The organism is Mesorhizobium sp. 01N446 (genome assembly GCF_056399285.1).
On sequence record NZ_JBFTRA010000001.1, the window covers coordinates 784,950 to 807,334 of the forward strand.

22 protein-coding genes and 1 tRNA gene are annotated in these 22,385 nt (G+C 63.3%); 9 read left to right on the forward strand and 14 right to left on the reverse strand.

Annotated elements, in window-relative coordinates; genetic code table 11:
• Nucleotides 1-35 precede the first annotated feature (35 nt).
• A complete protein-coding gene (locus tag AC1DPX_RS03670) occupies nucleotides 36-593 on the forward strand; it encodes a fasciclin domain-containing protein (RefSeq protein WP_202361127.1) in 558 nt (185 codons plus the stop codon).
• Nucleotides 594-819: 226 nt separating this feature from the next.
• Nucleotides 820-1,323: a peptide-methionine (R)-S-oxide reductase MsrB gene (gene msrB / locus AC1DPX_RS03675; protein ID WP_202356865.1), complete on the forward strand. Its 504-nt coding sequence runs from the start codon at nucleotides 820-822 to the stop codon at nucleotides 1,321-1,323.
• 176 nt (nucleotides 1,324-1,499) lie between these two features.
• Here msrB and AC1DPX_RS03680 read toward each other — a convergent pair whose 3' ends face one another.
• Both AC1DPX_RS03680 and AC1DPX_RS03685 read right to left on the reverse strand, forming a co-directional pair.
• Nucleotides 1,500-3,095, reverse strand: coding sequence for a DHA2 family efflux MFS transporter permease subunit (locus AC1DPX_RS03680; protein WP_477234631.1), 1,596 nt, complete (start codon nucleotides 3,093-3,095; stop codon nucleotides 1,500-1,502).
• A 72-nt stretch (nucleotides 3,096-3,167) separates the two neighbouring features.
• The gene (locus AC1DPX_RS03685) at nucleotides 3,168-4,355 is read right to left on the reverse strand and encodes an HlyD family secretion protein (RefSeq protein ID WP_202356867.1); all 1,188 of its coding nucleotides are present in this window, start codon (nucleotides 4,353-4,355) and stop codon (nucleotides 3,168-3,170) included.
• 128 nt (nucleotides 4,356-4,483) lie between these two features.
• On the opposite strand from AC1DPX_RS03685, the gene AC1DPX_RS03690 reads away from it, so the two are divergent.
• Complete coding sequence (locus tag AC1DPX_RS03690; RefSeq protein ID WP_477234633.1) at nucleotides 4,484-5,218, forward strand: TetR/AcrR family transcriptional regulator; 735 nt, start codon at nucleotides 4,484-4,486, stop codon at nucleotides 5,216-5,218.
• Between the two features lie 98 nt (nucleotides 5,219-5,316).
• On the opposite strand, the gene yihA is transcribed toward AC1DPX_RS03690, so the two are convergent.
• From yihA to AC1DPX_RS03705, 3 genes are all read right to left on the reverse strand, one after another.
• Nucleotides 5,317-5,976: a ribosome biogenesis GTP-binding protein YihA/YsxC gene (yihA, locus tag AC1DPX_RS03695; protein ID WP_477234635.1), complete on the reverse strand. Its 660-nt coding sequence runs from the start codon at nucleotides 5,974-5,976 to the stop codon at nucleotides 5,317-5,319.
• Complete coding sequence (locus AC1DPX_RS03700) at nucleotides 5,973-6,611, reverse strand: CatB-related O-acetyltransferase (RefSeq protein ID WP_477234637.1); 639 nt, start codon at nucleotides 6,609-6,611, stop codon at nucleotides 5,973-5,975. The genes yihA and AC1DPX_RS03700 overlap by 4 nt, the downstream gene beginning before the upstream one ends.
• A 125-nt stretch (nucleotides 6,612-6,736) precedes the next feature.
• Nucleotides 6,737-7,048 (reverse strand): hypothetical protein, encoded by a 312-nt coding sequence (locus AC1DPX_RS03705; RefSeq protein ID WP_477234639.1) that lies wholly within the window; start codon nucleotides 7,046-7,048, stop codon nucleotides 6,737-6,739.
• Nucleotides 7,049-7,226: 178 nt separating this feature from the next.
• Here AC1DPX_RS03705 and AC1DPX_RS03710 point away from each other — a divergent pair, with 178 nt between their 5' ends.
• Genes AC1DPX_RS03710 through AC1DPX_RS03720 form a run of 3 tightly spaced genes read left to right on the forward strand, consistent with a single transcriptional unit; the run spans nucleotide 7,227 to nucleotide 10,364 of the window.
• Nucleotides 7,227-7,532, forward strand: coding sequence for a hypothetical protein (locus AC1DPX_RS03710; RefSeq protein WP_477234641.1), 306 nt, complete (start codon nucleotides 7,227-7,229; stop codon nucleotides 7,530-7,532).
• Nucleotides 7,525-8,820, forward strand: a complete 1,296-nt coding sequence (locus tag AC1DPX_RS03715) for an HlyD family secretion protein (protein WP_477234643.1) — start codon at nucleotides 7,525-7,527, stop codon at nucleotides 8,818-8,820. Before AC1DPX_RS03710 ends, AC1DPX_RS03715 begins: the two co-directional genes overlap by 8 nt.
• The gene (locus AC1DPX_RS03720; RefSeq protein WP_477234645.1) at nucleotides 8,817-10,364 is read left to right on the forward strand and encodes a DHA2 family efflux MFS transporter permease subunit; all 1,548 of its coding nucleotides are present in this window, start codon (nucleotides 8,817-8,819) and stop codon (nucleotides 10,362-10,364) included. The genes AC1DPX_RS03715 and AC1DPX_RS03720 overlap by 4 nt, the downstream gene beginning before the upstream one ends.
• Before the next feature lie 206 nt (nucleotides 10,365-10,570).
• Here the strand turns inward: AC1DPX_RS03720 and AC1DPX_RS03725 are convergent, their stop codons facing one another.
• From AC1DPX_RS03725 to rpmH, 4 genes are all read right to left on the reverse strand, one after another.
• Nucleotides 10,571-11,131 carry a fasciclin domain-containing protein gene (locus AC1DPX_RS03725; RefSeq protein ID WP_202351978.1) on the reverse strand — a complete coding sequence of 187 codons (561 nt, stop codon included), beginning with the start codon at nucleotides 11,129-11,131 and terminating at the stop codon, nucleotides 10,571-10,573.
• Nucleotides 11,132-11,296: 165 nt separating this feature from the next.
• Nucleotides 11,297-13,108: a membrane protein insertase YidC gene (gene yidC / locus AC1DPX_RS03730; RefSeq protein WP_477234647.1), complete on the reverse strand. Its 1,812-nt coding sequence runs from the start codon at nucleotides 13,106-13,108 to the stop codon at nucleotides 11,297-11,299.
• Between the two features lie 14 nt (nucleotides 13,109-13,122).
• A complete protein-coding gene (rnpA, locus tag AC1DPX_RS03735; protein ID WP_027040889.1) occupies nucleotides 13,123-13,476 on the reverse strand; it encodes a ribonuclease P protein component in 354 nt (117 codons plus the stop codon).
• A 14-nt stretch (nucleotides 13,477-13,490) separates the two neighbouring features.
• The gene (rpmH, locus tag AC1DPX_RS03740) at nucleotides 13,491-13,625 is read right to left on the reverse strand and encodes a 50S ribosomal protein L34 (protein WP_008833937.1); all 135 of its coding nucleotides are present in this window, start codon (nucleotides 13,623-13,625) and stop codon (nucleotides 13,491-13,493) included.
• A 280-nt stretch (nucleotides 13,626-13,905) separates the two neighbouring features.
• Between rpmH and AC1DPX_RS03745 the strand changes: the two genes are divergently transcribed.
• The 3 genes from AC1DPX_RS03745 (at nucleotide 13,906) to AC1DPX_RS03755 (ending at nucleotide 16,581) form a co-directional block, all read left to right on the forward strand.
• Nucleotides 13,906-15,393 (forward strand): ATP-binding protein, encoded by a 1,488-nt coding sequence (locus AC1DPX_RS03745; protein WP_202356877.1) that lies wholly within the window; start codon nucleotides 13,906-13,908, stop codon nucleotides 15,391-15,393.
• Nucleotides 15,394-15,670: 277 nt separating this feature from the next.
• A tRNA-Arg gene (locus AC1DPX_RS03750) sits at nucleotides 15,671-15,747 on the forward strand.
• Nucleotides 15,748-15,822: 75 nt separating this feature from the next.
• The gene (locus AC1DPX_RS03755; RefSeq protein WP_477234649.1) at nucleotides 15,823-16,581 is read left to right on the forward strand and encodes an SDR family NAD(P)-dependent oxidoreductase; all 759 of its coding nucleotides are present in this window, start codon (nucleotides 15,823-15,825) and stop codon (nucleotides 16,579-16,581) included.
• A gap of 73 nt (nucleotides 16,582-16,654) precedes the next feature.
• On the opposite strand, the gene AC1DPX_RS03760 is transcribed toward AC1DPX_RS03755, so the two are convergent.
• The 5 genes from AC1DPX_RS03760 to AC1DPX_RS03780 all read right to left on the reverse strand — a co-directional run bounded on the left by AC1DPX_RS03760 (nucleotide 16,655) and on the right by AC1DPX_RS03780 (nucleotide 22,251).
• Nucleotides 16,655-17,284 (reverse strand): methyltransferase family protein, encoded by a 630-nt coding sequence (locus tag AC1DPX_RS03760; RefSeq protein WP_477234651.1) that lies wholly within the window; start codon nucleotides 17,282-17,284, stop codon nucleotides 16,655-16,657.
• A 102-nt stretch (nucleotides 17,285-17,386) separates the two neighbouring features.
• Nucleotides 17,387-18,676 carry a HAMP domain-containing sensor histidine kinase gene (locus AC1DPX_RS03765; RefSeq protein ID WP_477234653.1) on the reverse strand — a complete coding sequence of 430 codons (1,290 nt, stop codon included), beginning with the start codon at nucleotides 18,674-18,676 and terminating at the stop codon, nucleotides 17,387-17,389.
• Between the two features lies 1 nt (nucleotide 18,677).
• Nucleotides 18,678-19,364: a response regulator gene (locus tag AC1DPX_RS03770; protein WP_202356881.1), complete on the reverse strand. Its 687-nt coding sequence runs from the start codon at nucleotides 19,362-19,364 to the stop codon at nucleotides 18,678-18,680.
• A 239-nt stretch (nucleotides 19,365-19,603) separates the two neighbouring features.
• Nucleotides 19,604-21,457: an ABC transporter ATP-binding protein gene (locus AC1DPX_RS03775; protein ID WP_477234655.1), complete on the reverse strand. Its 1,854-nt coding sequence runs from the start codon at nucleotides 21,455-21,457 to the stop codon at nucleotides 19,604-19,606.
• Between the two features lie 263 nt (nucleotides 21,458-21,720).
• Nucleotides 21,721-22,251 (reverse strand): dihydrofolate reductase family protein, encoded by a 531-nt coding sequence (locus AC1DPX_RS03780; protein ID WP_477234657.1) that lies wholly within the window; start codon nucleotides 22,249-22,251, stop codon nucleotides 21,721-21,723.
• Between the last annotated feature and the right edge of the window lie 134 nt (nucleotides 22,252-22,385).

Below are 22,385 nucleotides of genomic sequence, written 5' to 3' on the forward strand. Positions count from 1 at the left end.
AAAATGGGAAGAGAAACCCGAGGAGTTTGAACATCATGCGTAGATACGCCACCCTTTTGCTTGCCGGTACGATCGCCGTTTCCGCGCTTGCCACCGCTGCCTATGCCGAAAACCCGATGGTCGGCGGCGCCGCCATGTATGCCCAGAAGAACATCGTCGAGAACGCCGTCAATTCGAAGGACCACACGACGCTCGTCGCCGCGGTCAAGGCGGCCGGCCTGGTCGACACGCTGCAGGGCGCCGGCCCGTTCACCGTCTTCGCGCCGACCAACGAGGCCTTCGCGGCACTGCCGGCCGGCACGGTCGACACGCTGCTCAAGCCTGAGAACAAGGACAAGCTGACCAAGGTCCTGACCTGCCATGTCATCGGCGCCAAGGCGATGGCGGCGGACGTGGCCTCGATGGCCAAAGCCGACGGCGGCACGCACAAGGTCAAGACCGTAGGCGGCTGCGAGCTGTCGCTCAAGGCCGAGGGCGGCAAGGTCACCGTCACCGACGAGAACGGCAATGTCGCCAATGTGACGATCGCCGATGTCGAGCAGTCCAACGGCGTCATCCACGTCATCGACAAGGTTCTGCTCCCGAAGATGTGATCGGCCCTGGAATGTAACAAAGGGCTTGCAGCGCCGAACCTGCAGCAAGAGCCCTCCGTCGATTGCATCGTCCCGCTCCCGTGACCTGCAGACGACACGCGTGCTCCGCGCCGCCCACGGTCAACCGTGGACCGGCGCGGAGTGTCGTTTGAGGGCAACCGTCACCGGCTTTTGATTTCTGCGTGGCGGTATAGTTTGGCAAAAGGAACAACCGGAGGAACTGGTCATGAACCGTCGCGACTTTCTCTTGAGCGGCGCCGCCGCTATCGGCGTCATCGGGGCCGCGGCGACCCTGCTGCGCATGGGCGGTCCGCAGCCCGCGCTGGCCGCCGAGAAATTCGAGATCACCAAGACGGACGACGAATGGAAAGCCATCCTGTCACCGGCCGCCTTCGACGTGCTGCGCAAGCAAGGCACGGAGTATCCCGGCACCAGCCCGCTGCTCAACGAGCACCGCAAGGGCACCTTCGCCTGCGCCGGCTGTGATCTGCCGGTCTATCCCTCGGAGACGAAATTCGATTCCGGCACCGGCTGGCCGAGCTTCTGGCAGGAGATCGCCAACGGCATCGGCAAGACCGAGGACCGCTCGCTCGGCATGACCCGCACCGAGGTGCATTGCCGCCGCTGCGGCGGCCATCTCGGCCATGTCTTCGACGACGGTCCGGCGCCGACCGGCCTGCGCCACTGCATCAACGGCGTGGCGCTGACCTTCAAGCCCGCCACGGCCTGACGGCTTTGCTCCGCACAACGAAAAACTCCGGGCTTTGCGGCCCGGAGTTTTTTGCGCGGCCAGAGCTTTTCGGGCGTGGACTGGAGGAGCTTCCCGAAACCGCTGCCACGTCTGGTGTTTTTTTGCTTTGAGGCAACTCCGGACGGAAAACCAATTCACACTTTTCCTGGAATTGCTTAGTGCCCGCCGCCTCCACCACCACCGGGCGCGGCCGGCTTGTTGATCAGCATGGTGAACAGGCCGAGCGTCGCGAACAGCACCGTCAGCATGTAGAACACGTCCATGAAGGACAGCAGCGCCGCCTGCTGCTGGACCATGCCCGACAGCTTGGAGACCGCCGCACTGGTGGCATCGAGACCCGTGACCTGCTCGAAATTGAGCGTCATGTTCTGCAGCTTGGTCTGCGCGGCGGCACTGCCCCACTGCACATGCTCGGCGAGCCTGGCGTAGTGGAAGGCGTTGCGGTCGATCAGCACGGTGTTGATGAGGGCAAGGCCGACCGCGCCGCCGAGGTTGCGGGTGAGGTTGAACAGGCCGGACGCATTCTTCAGCCGGTCGGGCGGCAAGGTGCCGAGCGCAATGTTGTTGATCGGCACCATGCACAGCATCATCGAACAGCCGCGCAGGATCTGCGGGATGAGCAGTTCGTAGAAATCCCAGTCCGCGGTCAGATGCGTCATCCACCAGGTGCCGGTGGCGAAGCCGAAGAAGCCGATCATCATCATCAGCCGCAAATCCATCTTGCTCGACAGGATGCCGGAGATCGGCGCGGTGACGAACATCGCCAGGCCGCTGACGAACAGCGCCTCGCCGATCATCATCGAATCGTAGCCACGGATGCGGCCGAGGAAGACCGGATAGAGATAGGTCAGGCCGTAGAGACCGATGCCGATGACGAAGGAAAACAGCGAGCCGAAGGCGAAGTTGACATTGCTGAAGGCCCTGAGATCGACGATCGGCTCCTCGGCGGTGAAGACGCGCCAGAAGAAGATCACCGCGCCGATGCTCATAACGATGGCGCAGATGAACACGCCCTGGTCCTGCAGCCAGTCATTGTTCGGACCTTCCTCCAGCACATATTCCATGCAGCCGAGGAAGGCCGCCATGCCGGCGAGGCCCCACCAGTCGAACTTGTTGAACAGCTTGAGATTGGGCTTGTCGAAATCGATCAGCGACCAGGCGGCGGTCGCCACCAGTATGCCCGGCACGACATTGACCAGGAACAGCCAGTGCCATGAAAAGGCGTGGCTGATATAGCCGCCGACGGTCGGGCCGATGGTCGGCGCCAGCGTCGCCACCAGGCCGATCATCGGCGAGACGATGGCGCGCTTGGAGGGCGGGAAGATGGTGAAGGCCGCGGCAAAGACGCTGGGGATCATGCCGCCGCCGATGAAGCCCTGCACGGCGCGGTAGACGATCATCTGGTCGATGTTGGTGGCGGTCGCGGCAAGGGCGCTGGCCGCGGTGAAGCCGGCGGCGGCGATGGTGAACAGGACGCGCGTCGACAGCATGCGGCTGAGGAAGCCCGACAGCGGGATCATGACCACCTCGGCGATCAGATAGGCCGTCTGCACCCACGGAATTTCATCGGAGCTGGCGCTGAGGCCCGCCTGGATCTCGGCGAGCGAGGCCGACACGATCTGAATGTCCAGGATCGCCATGAACATGCCGAACACCATCGCCAGGAAAGCGATGACGCGGCGTGTGGAAATGGTGTCAGGGACCGCCGGTCTTGCCGGCGGCGATCCTGCGGTGATGGTTGCGGTTGCCATTTCACGGGCCTCCTTGAGGCCGGCCGGGCGGCCCGGCGCTTCATCAGCCGCCGAGCCACCCTCCGAAAGCGCTTAGTTGGTGGTGGCGGCAGGCGCGGTGCGGCTGTCGACGTTGACGACAACGCTCAGACCAGCACGCAGCTTGCCGGTCTTCAGGGCATCGGCCGGGACGTCGATGCGGACCGGGACGCGCTGCACAACCTTGGTGAAGTTGCCGGTGGCATTTTCAGGCGGCAACAACGAGAAGACCGCGCCTGACGCCGGAGCGAGCGACGAGACGGTGCCCTGGATGGGGTGGCCGTCGATGGCGTCGACCGAGATGTTGACCTTTTCGCCGGGAACCAGCCGGGCAAGCTGCGTCTCCTTGAAGTTGGCGACGATGTAGAGCTTGTCCAACGGCACGACGACGGCGAGCTTCTGGCCGGGGCTGACAAGGTCGCCCTGTTCGACCGAGCGGTTGCCGACGACGCCGTCATAAGGCGCCTTGAGCACGGTAAAGGAAAGGTCGCGCGCGGCCTTGTCGCGGCCGAGCTGCAGCGAAGCAAGCGTGCTCGCCGACTCGGCGCGCTGCGCCTCGAACACGCCGATATTGGCCTGTGCGGCGGCGATCTGCGCATCGGCGCCAACCAGCGCTGCATTGGCCTGGTCGAGCGCGGTCTGCGCGTCGTCCAGTTGCGCCTGCGTGCCCACATGCGTCTTGACCAGCTGCGCGGCACGCTGCTGGGCACGGGCGGCATTGTCGGCAGCCGCCTGGTCGGCGACCTTCTGCGCCTGGGCCTGCTGCAGGGAAGCCTGCGCGGCCTTGGTCTGCGCATCGATGCGGTCGAGCGTCTTGGACAATGTGGCGATCTGCGCCTCGGCCTGGGCAACGGCGATCTTGTAGTCGCCATCGTCGATCGTCAGCAGCGGATCGCCGGCCTTGACGTGCTGGTTCTCGCTGACCTTGACCTGGTCGACATAGCCGGAGATCTTCGGCGAAACGAACGCCATGTCGGCCTGGACATAGGCATCGTCCGTCGAGATCATGAAACGGCCCGTGGTCCAGTAGTCGTAGCCATACCAGGCGCCGCCGCTCAGAAGGGCAAGGCCGATGATCGGCAGCAGGAAGGAGCGCACCGAACGCTTCTTCTTGGCCGGAGCTTCAGCCGCCGGCGGCGGTGCGACGGGGTGGACGGGAATTTCGGGTGCTTCCGTCGCCGGAGCGACCTTGGCGTTGGGGAAGGGGCGGACTTCGGCAGTGGTGGGCGCGTTCGAGGACATGACATCTCTCTAAAGTAATAATACTGAACCGTTCGGTTCGATCTGGCCGTTGACATAGCGTGAAAAGAGGACCATATCAAGAGGCAATCGAACCGGTTGGTTCGAATTATTTTCGAGGTGTGACTTTAATGGCCGAGACAACGCCTGACGTCGAAACCGACAACTGCAACGACTTGCTGGAAAGCCTGCGCCGCGGGCGGCCGGCGGCAGGACAGGATCCGGTCAAGCGCAGCCAGATCATCGAAGGCGCCCGCCGTGTCTTCATAGACAAGGGCTTCGAGGCCGCTTCGATGAACGACATCACGCGCGAAGCCGGCGTGTCGAAAGGCACCATCTATGTCTACTTCGCCAACAAGGAAGAGCTGTTCGAAGCGCTGATCGAGGAAGAGCGCGGCACCATCTTCAAGAACATGTACGACATGCTGGACCGCGCCGACGATCTGCGCCAGACGCTGGTGAAGTTCGGCAAGGTGCTGTCCATGAAGATCACCTCGGCCAGGGTGATCCAGGCGCAGCGCACGGTGATCGGCGCGTCCGACAGGATCCCCGATATGGGCGCGCGGTTTTACGAACGCGGCCCCAAACGCGGCCATGACAAGGTGGTGGAGTTCCTCAATGCCGCCATCGAACGCGGCGTGCTCAAGATCGACGATGTCGATCTTGCCGCCTACCAGTTCACCGAACTGTGCCTGGCCGGCCTCTTCCGGCAGTGCATCTTCGCCTACCGCACCAAGGCTCCGAGCCAGGAAGAGATCGACCACATCGTCAGGTCGGGCGTCGACATCTTCCTGAAGGCTTACGGCACCGAAAGGCTGGCGGAGGAAGAACGCCACCAGATGATTGCGCTGGAGGCAAAGGCCTAGGGCGTTTCACCGTTTCGTGGAAACGGCGAACCGTTCTATCTCTTTGTTTTGACGCAATTCCCAACGGAAAACGCTACGCGCTTTTTCCTGGAATTGCTTTAGCCGCCATTGGCTGCAAGCACGATCGCGGCCTGCAACTCCTCCAACCCCTCGCCCTTTTCCGACGACGTCGCCAGGACGAACGGAAACGCCGCCGGCCGCTTCTTGATCTTTTGCAGCGTCTCCTCGATCAGCCGAGGCACTCCGGCGACCTTGATCTTGTCGGTCTTGGTCAGCACGATCTGGTAGGACACCGCCGCCTTGTCGAGCAGCGACAGCACCTCCTCGTCCTTGGCCTTGATGCCGTGGCGGGCGTCGATCAGCACATAGACCCGCTTCAGCGTCACCCGGCCCTTGAGATAGTCGAAGACAAGTTTGGTCCACTCGTCGACCTTCTCCTTGGGCGCGGTGGCGTAGCCGTAGCCCGGCATGTCGACGAGCGCCATCGGCGGCAGGTCGGCGCCCTCGCCCGAAAATCCGCCCGGCACGAAATAGTTGAGTTCCTGCGTGCGCCCCGGCGTGTTGGAGGTGCGCGCCAGGCCCTTCTGGTTGACCAGCGCGTTGATCAGCGACGACTTGCCGACATTGGAGCGGCCGGCAAAGGCGATTTCCGGCGGCCCTTCCGGCGGCAGGAACTTCATGGCCGGCACGCCGCGGATGAAGATCCACCCGCGCGTGAACAGGTCGGTGGTGATCACAGTGCTGTTCAGAGCGTTCAAGCTGCTGCCTCCAGAAGAGAGATATTGGCGCCCCTGATGGCATCGAGGTTGCGGCCGATCTTGTCCACCGGCCAATGCCACCATGCCAGTGCCAGCAGCCGCCTGATCGTCCTGTCGTCGAAACGCATCTTCACCACCTTGGCCGCGTTGCCGGCGACAATGGCATAGGGCGGGACATCGTGCGTCACCACGGATTTGGCGGCGACGATGGCGCCATGGCCGATTTCCACGCCGGGCAGGATAACCGCTTCCATGCCGATCCAGACATCACTGCCGACCACCGTGTCGCCGCGCACTTCCTTCGACCATGTCGCCGGGTCGAACCCCTTTTCCCAGCCATGGCCGAAAATGTTGAACGGATAGGTGGAAAACCCGGACATTGCGTGGTTGGCGCCGTTCATGATGAAGCGCGCGCCTTCGGCGATGGCGCAGAACTTGCCGATGATGAGCTTGTCGCCGATGAAGGGATAGTGGTGCAGCACGCATTTCTGCGCGAATTTGTCCGGGCCGTCCGGGTCGTCATAATAGGTGAAGTCGCCGATCTCGATGTTCGGCTCCGTCACCAGAGGCTTGAGGAATCCGACGCGGGTGTGCATCGGGATCGGGTGCTTGATATCGGGGTTGGGTCCGTCCATGTCGGTTCGTCCAGGAAATTGGCAGACAGGCGCATCCGCTACCGGAGGCGCCTGGTCAAAATAACGTGATCCGCCCTATAGCACCAATCGGCCGGGGAGCGAGTCTTGCGTGACGAACAGGCTCATTAGTTGCCGCGGCAGATCACGATCGGATTGGACAGCGCGCTGTCGAAACCGCTGCCCTGGTAGACGGTGACATTCGAGGCGCCGGGCGGCAACAGGAACGTGCCTTCGACGACTTTCTGATCGCCCGCCATCGTGTGGAGAGCCCAGCTAAACGTGCAGAATTGCGGCGGTGCCGCAGGTTCGACGTGGCTGCAGTTAAGCTGCGCGCCCCCCAGCATGGCCGCACCGCCGCAGCTCACCGCTTGCTTTGCCACCGCGATGCCTGGCCACCCGGCGAGAGCCGTCACGGCTGCGATCCTGATCCAGTTCATCGTCGAAATCCTTGCCGGAAAATTCGCGCCGCCGGGGCGCCTCTTCCGTGTCGTGGCCCATGCGATTTTTGGTCTGCGCGGCTTAGTCCGTCTTGCACGCGTCGTCCAGCAGGATTATGTGCATGATGATAATAAGCATGCTCACGAAAACTTATCCGTAGATCCCTGACCTGCTCCCATGTCCTCCTCGCCCCCTATCAGCTTCGTGCTGCACGACGTCACGCGCCTGTTTTGCAAGGGTTTCGAGCAGCGCTCGCGGACGACCCGCGCCCAATCTCAGCTAGTGGCCTGGCTGCCTGACCTGACCCAACAGCCTCAACGGCTGCTCGAGATCATGCGCGGCAACGGCTGGAAAACACGCGACGAGACCTTAACCGGCCTTTCGCCCGGAACACGGCGGCATCCGCTGCAAACCTTGATCAAATCCAATCTGCTCGCGGCCTGCACACAGCCGGCCGTCGACCGGGAGAAAGTCCATGGCTGATTCAGCATCCCCCAAGAAACCCGCCGAAGACGGCCCTGCCACGGGTCGCGCCGGCGACCAGATCATCCGGCTGGACAGCGAGCGCGAACAGAGGCGCGCCAATGCCGCCATCGACACTGGCGAGTTGGAAGCCCCGGTCGCGCCGCAGCCCGTGGCACTCGAGGCGCCGGCCAAGGAGCCGCAGCCGGCCCCTATCGCCGTTGCCCCTCCCGCTCCTGCCCCGGTCAAGCCGAGGCGCAGCCTCAAACGGCCGGTGCTGTTTGCGCTGCTTCCCATCGCGCTGGCCGTCGGCGGCTACTACTACGTCACCGGCGGGCAGGTGATGACGACCGACAATGCCTACATCCAGGCGCAGTCGCTGGGCGTGTCCACCGACGTCTCCGGCACCGTGCAGGAGATCGACGTGCACGAGAACCAGGCGGTAAAGAAGGGCGACGTGCTGTTCCGCCTGCGGCCGGCCTCCTTCGAAACCGCTCTCGCCGCCGCTCAGGCTCAGCTCGGGACCGTGCGCAACCAGGTGCTGACCCTGCAGGCGAGCTACCAGCAGTCGCTGGCGCAGATCGAACAGGCCGAGGCCGACATTCCCTATTACGAGGCCGCCTTCCAGCGGCAGCAGGACCTGCTCAAGACCTCCACCGCCTCCAAGGCATCTTTCGACAGCGCCCAGCACGACCTCGTCGCGGCGCGCCAGAAAGTGGACGTCGCCAAGGCGCAGGCGCAGGCCACGCTTGCCCAGCTGGGCGGCGACGCCGACCAGCCCGTGGAGAAGAACCCGTTCTACCTGCAGGCCCGGTCGGGCGTCGACGACGCGCAGCGCAACCTTGCCGATTCCGTGGTCAAGGCGCCGTTCGACGGCGTCGTCACCAATGTCGACGCGCTTCAGGTCGGCAAATATCTGCCGGCTTCGCAGCCGGCCTTCAGCCTGGTGTCGTCGACCGACCTGTGGATCGAGGCGGAACCGAAGGAAACCGAGCTGACCTATGTGCGGCCGGGACAGACGGCGACGATCAGCGTCGACACCTATCCGGGCGCCGTCTGGCACGGCACGGTTGCCTCGATCAGCCCGGCCTCCTCGTCGAGCTTCTCGCTGCTGCCGGCGCAGAACACCACCGGCAACTGGGTCAAGGTCGTGCAGCGCATCCCGATGCGCGTGACGGTCGACGATGCCAAGGGCATGCCGCCGCTGCGCGGCGGCATGAGCGTCGTGGTCGACGTCGAGACCGGCCATACGCGCGGCCTGCCGGACTTCGTCACCAACCTCATCGACCGGTTCGGACAAAAATCATGACCAGCGCGGCCGCGGCAGGTGCCACACCGGTGGTCGCCAATCGCGGCGCCATCACGGCCTGCGTGATCCTGGCCGTCATCATGCAGGCGTTGGACACGACGATCGCCAATGTGGCGCTGCCCTACATACAGGGCAGCGTTTCGGCCAGCGCCGACCAGATCAACTGGGTGCTGACCTCCTACATCGTCGCGGCGGCGGTGATGACGCCGCCCTCGGGCTATCTTGCCAACCGTTTCGGCCGCAAGCGTATCCTGTTGACCTCGATCACCGGTTTCGTCGTCGCCTCGGTGCTGTGCGGCTTCGCGCAGTCGCTGCCGCAGATCGTCGGCTTCCGCCTGCTGCAGGGCCTGTTCGGCGCGGCGCTGGTGCCGCTGTCGCAGTCGATCCTGCTCGACATCTACAGCGTGGAAGAGCGCGGCTCGGCAATGGCGCTGTTCGGCGTTTCGGTGATGGTCGGGCCGGTGCTCGGTCCGGTCATCGGCGGCTGGCTGACCGAGAATGTCTCCTGGCGCTGGGTGTTCTACATCAACGTACCGATCGGCGCGCTGGCTTTCGCCGGCGTGTCGCTGTTCGTCCTGGAAACCAAGCTCGACATCAAGGCAAGGCTGGACTGGCTGGGCTTCGGCATGCTCAGCATCACCATCGCGGCGCTGCAGATGTTTCTCGACCGCGGCGAGCAGCTCAACTGGTTCTCGTCATCCGAGATCATCGTCGAGGCGCTGATCTGCGCGTCGGCCTTCTACATCTTCCTCGTCCACATCTTCACAGCCAAGAACACCTTCGTGAATCCGCGGCTGTTCCTGGACCGGAATTTCGCCGTCGGCATGATCTTCATCTTCATCATCGGCATCACCTATCTCGCCTCGCTGGCGCTGATGACGCCCTATCTGCAGACGCTGATGGGCTATCCGGTGGTGACGGCCGGCATCGTCATGGGCCCGCGCGGCCTCGGCACGATGGCGTGCATGTTCCTGGTCGGCAGGCTGATCGGCAAGGTGGATACGCGATGGCTGCTGTTGATCGGCCTCGCGATCACCGCGTGGGCGATGTACGACATGACCGGCTGGACCCCCGACGTCTCGCAATGGACCATCATCAGCACCGGCTTCATCCAGGGCGCCGGCTTGGGCTTCCTGTTCGTGCCGCTGACGACCATCACCTTCGCCACGCTGGCGCCCGAGCGGCGCGCGGAGGGCACCGGTCTCTACAATCTGTCGCGCAACATCGGCTCCAGCGTCGGCATCTCGGTGGTCACCGCGCTCCTGACGCAGAATGTGCAGATCAACCATGCCAACATCGCCGCCTATGTGACGCCCTTCAACCAGGCGTTCGGCAACCCGGCGATCGCGCAGGCGATGAACCCCTACACCGCGGCCGGCCGCGCGGCACTTGATGGCGTGGTGACGCTGCAGGCGACTGTCATCAGCTACATGGACGATTTCAAGCTGATGATGATCCTGTCGCTGGCCGCCATCCCGCTGGTGCTTCTGCTGCGCAAGCCAGGCACGCCGGCCAAGGTCGACCACAGCGCCGTGATGGAATGAAGGCCGGAAACGGTCGAGGTTGGACTGCTGAACCCCAGCCGCCTTTACGATACGCAAAATGAAACCGGGGCCCTGTGAGGGACTTACAGGACCCCGGCCTCGCCGAAAACGACTTCCCCAAGAAATATGGCACCTCGTCATGAGGCGGGGATGGCAGACCGAGAAAGCCCCAACCGGCTGCCACTGCCCCCTTTCGCCGGAAGTCGTTACTTCGGCAACAGCACCTTGTTGACGACATGGATGACGCCGTTCGACTGGTTGACGTCGGCGATGGTCACCTTCGCCTCGCCGCCGGCCTCGTCCATGACGTAGAGCTTGCCCTTCTTGACCTCGGCGGTGAGCGTGTCGCCAGAGACGGTCTTCATCTCGTATTTGCCGCCCATAGCCTTGGCCTTCTTCATCATCTCGGCGCCTGAAATCTTGCCGGCCACGACATGCGCGGTCAGCACCTTGGTGAGCTTGTCCTTGTTCTCGGGCTTGAGCAGCGTGTCGACGGTGCCGGCCGGCAGTGCCGCGAAGGCCTCGTTTGTCGGCGCGAAAACGGTGAACGGACCGGCGCCCTGCAGCGTGTCGACCAGGCCGGCGGCCTTGACGGCGGCGACCAGCGTCGTGTGATCCTTCGAATTGACGGCGTTCTCGACGATGTTCTTGGTGGTGTACATCGGCGCGCCGCCGACATTGGGGTTCTTGGCATAGGCAGGGGCGGCAATCGCCACGCCGGCGACGAGGGCGGAAATGGCGATGGTCCTGAATGACGGCAAGCGCATGTGGTCTTCCTCCGGGTGAGGGCTGATCGGAATTGATAGCCTTTGGAAATGCACAAGCAGTCACGCCGCCGACGGCGCGCTAGTTTCGCTGATCACGGGAACGTGAACGACATTCCGCCCAAAGAAAAAGCCCGGACGAGCCGGGCTTTTCGCGAGAGAGAGCGTTTATTCCGCCGGCGATGGTTTCTTCTTGAACAGGGCCATCAGATTATCCCACAGCTCGATCTTGGCGCCCTGGCGCTTCATGATCACGCCCTGCTGGAGGATCGACAGCGTGTTGTTCCAGGCCCAGTAGATGACCAGGCCGGCCGGGAAACCCGCCATCATGAAGGTGAAGATGATGGGCATCCAGGTGAAGATCGCGGCCTGCGTCGGATCCGGCGGCGTCGGGTTCATGCGCATCTGCAGGAACATGGTGACGCCCATGATCAGCGGCCACACGCCAATCATCAGCATGTGCGGCAGCGTGATCGGAACCAGGCCGAACAGGTTGAAGATCGAGGTCGGATCGGGCGCGGCCAGATCCTGGATCCAGCCGAAGAACGGCGCGTGGCGCATCTCGATGGTGATGTAGAGCACCTTGTAGAGCGAGAAGAAGACCGGGATCTGCAGCGCCACCGGCCAGCAGCCGGCGAGCGGATTGATCTTCTCGGTCTTGTACAGCTCCATCATCGCCTGCTGCTGCTTCATCTTGTCGTCCGCGTATTTCTCGCGGATTTCGAGCATCTTGGGCTGCACCTTCTTCATGTTCGCCATCGACGCGTAGGACTTGTTGGCGAGCGGGAAGAAGATGGCCTTGACGATCACTGTGGTGGCGAGGATCGCCAGGCCGAAATTGCCGAAGAATTTGTAGAGCGTGTCGATCAGCCAGAACATCGGCTTGGTGATGAAATAGAAATACCCCCAGTCGATCACCAGGTTGAACTGGCGAATATGACGGTCCGCCTCGTAGGCGTTGATCTTGGCGACTTCCTTGGCGCCGGCGAAGATCTCTGTCTCGACCGTCGCGGACTGGCCGGCCTCGACATTGATCGCATCGGTGAGGAAGTCCGACTGGTAGCGGTGTCGGCCATCCTCGAAGAAGGCGTAGCGCGGCTGGAAAGGCTGCTTCTCGGTCGGCACGAGCGTGACGGCCCAGTATTTGTCGGTGATGCCAAGCCAGCCATCGGTCGACTTGCCCGGCGTGACCTGCTTTTCAGATTCGATCTTGGCGTATTTGTATTCGGCCAGGCCCTCGGTGCCGGTAACGCCGATCAGGCCCTCATGCAGCACGTAGGTGCTGGCGACGGCCGGCTTGTCGTAGCGCGTGACGCGGCCGTAGTTGAACAGCGAAACCGCGCTGGAACCGGCATTCTGCACCGTGTCCGTGACCGTGAACATGTAGTTGGCGTCGACGGAGAAGACGCGCTTGAAGGTCAGGCCCTTGTCGTTGGTGTAGGTGAGCGTCACCGGCGTCGACGGGCTCAGCGTCGGGTTGCCCTCGACATTCCAGACCGTTTCGGCACCAGGCACCGTGCCGGTCTTGTCGTTGCCGACGAAGCCGATCTCGGCGAAATAGCCGGTGGGCAAGGACTGCGGGTTGAGCAGTTCGATCTCGGGCGAGTTCTTGTCGACGGTCTCGGTGTAGTGCTTGAGCTTGAGGTCGTCGAGACGCGCGCCGGTCAGGTTGATCGAGCCCTCGAGGCTCGGCGTGTCGATCTTGACGCGCTTGGAAGCGGCAAGCGCCTGGTCGCGGCTGGCCGCGGTGACGGTGTCGCCGCCAGGCGCGTTGGGGATGGTGCCCGGCGCCGGAGCGGGTGTCCCAGCTCCCGGATTGGCGGCCTCTGCCGCCTTCTTCTGCTCTTCCACCCGCTGCTGCTCGATCTTGGCGGCCTCGCGCTGCTGCTCGACGCGCGGGTTCATGTAGAAAACCTGCCACAAAGTCAGGATCAGCACCGACAGCGCGATGGTGATGAAGAAGTTCCGGTTGTTTTCCATCGAGTGCCCTTGGCCTATCGTGTTCCGCGAAGTCGGCGGGAGAGTTCGGCCTTCAACTGGCCGAAGGGGGCGCGCAGCGCATCATCGCGCCCGACGATGACATAGTCATTGCCGGGCACCATGTCATCTGCGGCATGGACGCGGACGGCTTCTTTCAGCCGCCGCCTGACGCGGTTGCGCACAACAGCGTTGCCGACCTTCTTGGTGACGGTGTAGCCGACACGCGGCACCCCGCCATCGCCGCGGTCGAGGACCTCGACGAGGAAAAACCGTCCGCGTCGCTTTTCACCACGACGGACGGCCAGGAATTCCGCGCGTTTCAGAAGCCGCTTGGGATTTTGCCCCACTGGCTTGCCGGTTGCGGGCAACGATATCGTCTCGCTTAGGCGCTGAGCCGCTTGCGGCCGCGGTTGCGGCGAGCTGCGACGACGCCACGACCACCCTTGGTGGCCATGCGGGCACGGAAACCGTGCCGGCGTTTGCGGACGAGTTTGGACGGTTGGTAGGTACGCTTCATTTGTTTTAATACCGCGGGGTGCGGCCCTTCTTGATTCTGTCACTTTGTAACAGGAGCTTTGCCGGGCCGGCTTTGGCGCGATCGAAACCGCGCCGGGACGAATGGCCCGAGCGTGAGCGGGCTTATAGAAAGAAGGGTTTTGGAAGTCAATCCGGGGTCGTCGCGCCGCGGACGCAGGTTTTATGACGGTAATTTAATGTTCCGGCCAAAGGATGAAATTGGCAAAAATGCCGTAATCGCCTAATCTTGGCTGATCAAGTGATTGTGAAGACAGGGTCGCATGAGCGAAGCCAGCCAAGCGGGGGAAGGGATCGGACCGGCGCCAGCCGCCGTCCGCACGGTACCCTTGTCGCGCGGCCTGTCGACGAAATTGCTGCTGCTCACCATCGTTTTCGTGCTTCTGGCCGAAGTGCTCATCTTCCTGCCCTGGATCGCCAGCTACCGGCTGAGCTGGCTCAAGGAGCGGCTGAGCACGGCCGCGGCCGTGTCGATCGTGCTGGTGCAGGGCGAGCCGACCTCGCTGTCGCGCACGGCCCAGAACGACGTGCTGATGGCGATCGGCGCCAAGGCGATCGCGGTGCGCGATGGCGGCGTCTCCCGGCTTCTGGTGGTGGCGGACATGCCGCCGCAAGTCGACGAGCATATCGACCTTGCCAGCGTCGGTATGATCAAGGGCATGACCGGCGCGCTCGACACGCTGTTCTTCGGCGGCGACCGGATGCTGCGCGTTTTCGGACCGGTCGGCGACAGCGACAAGGAGTTCGAGCTGATCATGCCGGACTACTCGCTGCGCAAGGCCATGCTCATCTATTCGCGCAACGTTGCCTTCGTCTCGCTGCTGATCTCGCTGTTCACCGCCATGCTGGTCTATGCCGCGATCGACCTGATCATGATCGGGCCGATCCGCACCATGACGCGCTCGATGCTGTCCTTCTCCGAAGCGCCCGACGACCCTGGGCGCATCATCCATCCCGCCGCCCGGTCCGACGAGATCGGTGTTGCCGAACGCGAACTGTCGCAGATGCAGGAGCGGCTGCAAAAGATGCTTTCGGAGCAGAAACACCTTGCCGATCTCGGCCTGGCGGTCTCGAAGATCAACCATGACATGCGCAACATCCTGGCTTCGGCGCAGCTGATGTCGGACCGTTTGCGCCAGGTCAGGGACCCGACCGTGCAGGCCTTCGCTCCCAAGCTGTTGCGCGCGCTCGACCGTGCCGTCTCCTATTCGGAAGGCGTGCTTCACTATGGCCGCACGCAGGAGCCGCCGCCTTCTCGCCGCCGGGTGCGGCTGCGCCAGCTGGTCGAGGACGTGCACGGGCTGCTCGACATCGAGGAAGGCATTGAGTTCATCAATGCCGTCGAGACGGCTTTCGAAGTGGACGCCGATTCCGACCAGTTGTTCCGGGTGCTCACCAATCTGTGCCGCAACTCGGTGCAGGCGATGGCGGCCGACACCGAGAGCGCCGTGGTGCGGCGTCTGGCGGTCTCGGCCGAGCGCATGGGCAGCGTCAGCCGCATCGCCGTCACCGACACCGGCCCCGGCCTGCCGCCGAAGGCGCGCGAAAACCTGTTCGCCGCGTTCCGCGGCTCGGCGCGCAGCGGCGGCACCGGCCTTGGCCTGGCCATCGCGCATGAACTGATCCGCGCGCATGGCGGCTCGGTGGAACTGGTCGAATCGATCGGCGGGCGCACCACTTTCGCCGTCACCATCCCCGACCAGCCGGTGCGGCTCGACCAGGCCCGTGGCAGCCTGCGCCGCCCGGCGTGACGGCCTCGGCGCTGTTTTCTCAAGGCGCCCTTGCCCTGCGATCTGACGCGTTCGGCGACGTTCGCTGAGATTTTCCCCACTCGGCCTGAAATCAGACCGCCTCCCCGACAGCTTCAAAGCCTTGGGATTAGGGCCGTCATCACCGGATCACACGCCTGCGACAAAACTTTTGCCGGATCGGCTTGCTTTTCGCAAATTCAGTCGTTAGGGAACTGCACACATTCGCGGCCGGTCCTTGGGATCGGATCGCGGGGCCGTTGAAAACACGGCCTGATGCGCGCCCGTAGCTCAGCTGGATAGAGCACCAGACTACGAATCTGGGGGTCAGGAGTTCGAATCTCTTCGGGCGCGCCATTTCACTCCTATATGGTTCGGTGATTGCGCTGTCCGACTTTGCGCGACGGGCGGAACCAGCGGAGTTGATTGACCATGACCTCCACCCCCATCAAGCGTGCGCTGATCACAGGCGCCGGAGCCGCCGACGGCATCGGCTTCGCCATTGCCCGCCAGCTTGGCCAGGCCGGCCATGCGGTGTTCCTCACCGGCGCCAGCGCGCGTGTGCTTGACCGCGCCGCCGCGCTTCGTGCCGAAGGCATCGATGCCAGCGCCGTGGTCGCCGATCTCACCAAGGCCGCCGATGTCGCGCGGCTGCGGGCCGAGTTCGGCGCGGTCGACATACTGGTCAACAATGGCGGCATGGGCTCGCTGGCATCACCCTCGGTCGACAAGGCGTTTCTCGCCATGACCGAGGCCGATTGGGACCGAGGCATCGAGGTCAGCCTGAAGACGGCGTTTCTGGTCACCCATGCATTCCTGCCGGCAATGATCGAAGCTGGCTATGGGCGCATTATCAATGTGGCGTCGGTCACCGGTCCGCTGGTGTCCTTCGTCGGCACATCAGCCTATTCCGCCGCCAAGGCCGGCATGGTCGGCCTGACGCGCACGCTGGCGCTCGAAGTTGCCAGCAACGGCGTGACGGTCAATGCCGTGGCGCCCGGCTGGATCGAAACGGGCTCGTCGAGCGAGATGGAGCTGACAGCCGCCCTGCACACGCCGCCGGGGCGGGCTGGCCGGCCCGACGAAGTGGCAGCGGCGGTGGTGTTCCTGGCCTCGGCCGGCGCCAGCTATGTCAACGGCTCCCTTTTGGTCGTCGATGGCGGCAACAGCCTCCAGGAACTCAAGGGCTGAGGCCCTGTCGGCCTGGTGTGCTTGCGCAGGCAGGCGCGACGAAACGGCTTCAACGGGCGGCAGGCAGAAGCTGTCAAAAAAGGTGCAATATCGGCTTAAGGAACCCTGCAAGTCGCAATGTCTCGATCAGTTCGGACCCGGGGATTGCCAGGAGAAAGCAGGAACTGTCGATGGCAGTACGCTTCAGCGCGGCCGGGTTGAACGTCATGGGCGACTGCTGTGCGGCGTCGCCGGCGCTTCGTCTCAGGCGAGGGAAGAAGGCGGGAACCTCGCGGCAATATTCCCGGTAGGAATCGCCGAAAAGCCCGTCCAGAGCAGTCGATTCGCGGGCCGAGACATAGGCGAAGACCAAATACCCAAACGAAAAGTAGAGAGCCGCGATCGCGAGCGACCCAAACGTCAGGCCGATGCCGGCAAGCCCGAGGGAAGAAAAAAAGTACAACGGATTGCGGGTGTATTTGTAAGGGCCGTCCGTGATGAGGTCTCGATTCTTGTGTCCGCCTATATACAACGATGCCCAGCACCGCCCGGCGATGCATAGGATGATAAAAGCGGACCCCATGAATTCTATCGCCTGGCGAGGACGGGCCTCCGGCGGCCAAGCGCTCTGCGACAACAGGATTGGCGTCAACAGCAATGGGACGGCCAGCCAGAGGAACCGCATCCTCTTGCCCTGCTGGAACACCGCCGTGGTCACCGACATTGGTCACTCTCTCGCGTTTCAAGAACCGGGATCACGGTTCAGCTTTAGCGATGCCGGCGTTAATGGCCGTAAAGGCAGTGTAAAGTTGGGTAAAACTTGCGATCAGCCTCGATCGTTCGCCGCACTGTTCGTCACCGGCCTTCGGGGGATCTCCAGCATGATGGCCAAGCCGCCGGCGCCCGGCAGCGACGCGTATACCCGCCCGCCATGGCACTCGATGGCCTGTCTGGCGATCGCAAGGCCAAGACCGTACCCGCCTCTCGGCGCCGCGTCGTCGCCGCGGGAGAATGGCTGAAAGATTCGTTCGAGTTCGTCTCGCCTGACACCCGGCCCCTGATCCGCGACGCGCACCTTGAGGAGATCGCCTGTCGTCTCGCACCGCACGGTGACTTGCGAATGTTCGGCCGTGTATTTGACGGCATTGCGAATGACGTTTTCCAGCGCCCGGTAGATCAGTTCGCCTTCGACCTCGGCAAGGAAGCTGTCGTCGACATTGGTGGTGATCGAGACCTCGCGGGCCTGGGCTTCGAACGCTGCGTCGCCCAGGATTTCGTTCAGGAGATCAATGACGTCCAGCGTCTGTGTCTTCAGCGGGAAACGGGAACCGGCGGTCAGCCTGGCGAGAGTGAGCACCTCACCGACCAGCGCATCGAGCCGCTCGACCTCCCGATCCATACGGTTCAGCATGATATCGAGTTTGCCCGGACTCTGCCGAAGGACACCGCCAACGGCCTGCAGACGCGACAGCGGGGAGCGCAGTTCGTGGGACACGTCGTGGAAAAGTCGCTGCTGCGCATCCTGCAGATCCTGCAACCGCGCGGCGCTGGCATCGAAATCGTGCGCGAGTGCGGAGACCTCATCCTTCCGGCCTGCCATCTTGTGCCCGATGCGGACGTCGAAACGGCCGTGGGCGAGCGCGCTCAGGCCGTCGCGAAGGTGCACGACAGGACGGATGAGATAGCGGGCGAGCACGGCCGCCGATATCGCGCTCGAAATCAGAATACCGAACCCCGGTACGAACGGGCCAAGCTTGTCGAGAATGACATTGCCTTGCCGAGGCGCTGAGAGCCGGTAGCAAATTCCGTCCTTCAGGACGGTTCTCGTCCCCGCCATGCTCCTATCGGCGCATGAGCCGGACCCCGCGATCTCAGAGATCGTGAGGCCGATCGGCACCGTGTCCTCGCTCGCCCGGGCAAGGCGCCGGGCGGCATCTTCGCCCTCCTTAACGAGGAGGTTTGCAGTCAGGTCGAGGACGACTTCCCGTTTCTGACGTTCCAGTTTCGAAGCGGAAGGAAGCGTCTCGAAGACGTTGAGCGTCGCGAGTATGATCGCGACGGACCCGGCAAGCGTCAGCCAGGTTATCACGAAGAACTTCCTGAACAGTCGGGGCATGTCAGTCCAAAAGAAGTTGATAGCCCTGGCCGCGGACAGACTTTATCCGCGACTGTCCATCTTCCCTGAGGCCGAGCTTCTGACGCACGCTGCTGATATGGACGTCGATGCGGCGATCGAACGGGGTCAGCGGCTTTCCAAAAGCCCGTTTCGAGATGTCTTGCTTCGATACCAGCTGGCCGGCATTGCGGGCGAGAACTTCGAGCAGGCTGAACTCCGTGCCGGTCAGTTCGAGCGGCCGTCCGTTCCATTCGGCGGTTCTGTTGCCTGGATGAACCACCAGCCGCCCGGCTCTCAGCGTTTCGGGGACCGCGCCGACCGCAGGCTGGCTCGCACGACGAAGGATGGCGCGCACCCTGGCGGCGAGTTCTCCCGGCGAACAGGGTTTCGTCACATAATCGTCGGCGCCGAGGTTCAAGCCGGATATCCGGTCGATGTCATCGCCCCTCGCCGTCAGCATCAGCACGGGAACCTGGCTTAGCTTCCTGATCCGTTGCAGGATCTCGATCCCGTTCATTCGGGGCATCATGATATCGAGCACGATCAGGTCCGCCGCGCTGCGCGCGGCGGCGGCAATCGCCGTGCCACCGTCCGTGCCTGTCGCCACGTCGTAGCCTTCTTCGACCAGGTATTCCTGCAGCAGCGTCGTCAACTCGACATCGTCGTCGATGAGGAGGACCTTGTTCATCGCACTCCGTCCGTCATTCATGCCGGCCACCCATAAGGCACAACGCGCGCGGGCGGCGCAATTTTACCCAGCTTAACACAACTTGACCGCGCTTAAGGTTCACCCGGCCCGGCCGGCCGCAGAGTGCAGGCGCAGGACGGTGCGTCCAGGGCGGCCCTCGGCAATGGCGGATATTGCGATTGCCGAGATCGGCACTGCCTTCGAGGCCAGCGCACGCGGAAAATCGGGGCGTTTCCAGGCTAGCTGATCTCTTCGGGGAGAAAGCCACCTGTATGGCGCCTCCACAGCCGTGCAAACAGGCCGTCCTGCTTGACCAGTTCGTCGGGCTTGCCTTCTTCGACGATACGGCCCTGCCCGAGCACGACGATCCGGTCCATCTTGGCGATCGTCGAGAGGCGATGTGCGATGGCGATCACCGTCTTTCCCTCCATCACCAGGTTAAGCCGCTCCTGGATGGCGGCCTCGGACTCGCTGTCGAGCGCCGAGGTTGCCTCGTCGAGCAACAGGATCGGCGCGTTCTTCAACAACACGCGGGCGATGGCGACGCGCTGGCGCTGGCCGCCCGACAGCTTGATGCCGCGGTCACCGACGAAGGCTTCATAGCCCTTGCGGCCTTCGGCATCCGACAGATCGGCGATGAAGGTATCGGCGGCGGCCATCCTCGCCACCTCTTCGATCTCCCGTTCGCCCGCCTCCGGCCGGCCATAGCGGATGTTGTCGCCGACCGAACGATGCAGCAGCGCGACATCCTGCGCGATCACACCGATGGCGTGCCGAAGGCTTGCCTGGCTGACGGCGCGGATATCCTGCCCGTCGATCAGGATCGCGCCCTCCCTGATATCGTAGAAACGCATGAGCAGGTTCGCGAGCGTGGTCTTGCCCGCACCCGAGAGGCCGACGAGGCCGATCTTCTCGCCGGGGCGCACCCTCAGCGACAGATCCTCGATGACCGGCTTTCCGGCCTTGTAGGCGAAGCGCACGTTTTCGAAACGGATCTCTCCGGCCTCGACCTTGAGATCGGTCGCATCCGGCCGGTCGGTGATGGTGGGCGGGGTCGTCATGACTGGCATGGCGTCCTTGATCGTGCCGATCGCCTGGAAGATCTGCTGGCCCATCTGCAGGAACGTGAATATCTGTGTCGACAGGCGCTGGAGGATGTAGACGGCGCCGACAAACTGGCCAATGGAGAGAAACCCATTGACGAGACCGGAAAATCCGATCGAAAGCATGGTCAGCCACAGCACCATATTGAGGACGACGACGGTCAGTTCCGAGCTGCGATAGATGCGCTGTTCGCTGTGTTGCGTCTGCACGGCCTTCTGGATCACGCGACGGATGGAGCCCGCCTCGCTGTCCTCGGCGGCGAACTGCTTGATCATCTGCATGTTGGCGTAGAGATCGGTGATGGCGCCGGCTACCATGCTGCGCTGCTTGGCGGTGCGGCGTGCGCGTTCGGCAAAGGTGGGAACGACCCTGACGGTGAATGCCACATTGAGCGCGATCCAGACGACGACCGGCAAGGCAAGCTGCCAGGATAGCGCGCTGAGCAGGATCACCGAGCCGACCAGCTGCAGCAGGAAGCGCGGAATGGACTGGAAGGCGGCAATGATCTGCTGCTGGACGGCGGAGGCCACCTGCTGCAGGCGCGAGGCGACCTGACCGGCATAGAGATCATGGAAAAAGGCGAGATCCTGCCGCTCCACCGCCTTGTGGCCCTGCCACTGGATGGCGGCCGGCATGCCGACGCCAAGCGTATGCGAGGTCAGCGTGTTGAGCAGGAACGAGACGACCGGCATGGCCGGAAAGATCAGCAGCCCGAGGAAAGTCAAAAGCGGCCATTCGTTGCGCAGGAAGTTGGAGGCGCCCTGTTGGGTGACGCCATCGACGATGACCGAAAGCCCCCAGACGATCGTCAGATTGATGGCTTCCATCGCCATGGAGGAAAGCGCCAGCGCAATCAGCACGCCGCGAAACATCGAAATGAAGTGCAAAAGGACGGCTACGGGCCCCTTGGCGGGCAGCGGCCGGTAGGGAATGTCCAGCGGCCGGATCAGATTCTCGAATGGACGGTAGATCGCATCTGAAATCGACATGGGTGCGCTTGAGCTCTGAGTGGAATCGAGGGCGGGGAGACTCAACTGCCGCAATAGGATCACCTACCGGCCGCAACCTCAACTAGAACATCTCCGGCAAATGTCATGGAAAGGGCTGCTGCTTTTCAGCAGCGAGCGATCGGGCTCGCGGCAGCCCAGCGCCGCCATGCGCGATATCGTCCGGGTTCGCCGCCAAAGCGAAGCATCACCATCGCTTTGGCCCTGTCCAGACTTCAGCGGCGATTTCCGGCCGAGTCGCGAGATTATGCGGGAACGTATGTCAACCGGAGCACATCCTCGCCCATCCGATCGTTGGTCATGAGGCGCAGCCGTGGCCGGGGGCCGGCGAAATACGGCTTGCCGTGACCAAGCACGACGGGGTGGAGGTAGATCCGGTACTCGTCGATCAGGCCAAGTTCGGTGAGGCTTTGAGCCAGGTTCGGGCCGGCAATCTCGATCTCCCCCTCGCGCTCGGCCTTCAACGCCCGGATCGCGCCCTCAAGATCACCCTGAACAAGGCTGGCGTTGGGGCCAACCGCCTTCAACGAGCGCGAGACGACCCATTTCGGCTGGTTCCGCCACGCCGCCGCGAAGGCGCGTTCGTCGGCATTCCATTCGGGATGATCGTCATCCCAGTACCGCATGATTTCATACATCTGGCGCCCATAGACACTGCCCGCCTGCGCCTGAGCCTCCGCGATGAAGTGGCGGAAGAGCGTCGGTCCCGGCGCAAATGACGTATGGTCGACATAGCCGTCCAGGGACTGGTTCATTCCGAACACGAGCTTGGCCATACCTCTTCCTCCTCACCCGGCACGCGCGATCCTGATTGCGTTATGCAATCGGTTATAGGCTAGATCGACTGATCCTGTATCGCAATTGGTTTTTGGGGGACGCGCATGAATGTCGCGCTCAGTCGATTGGCACC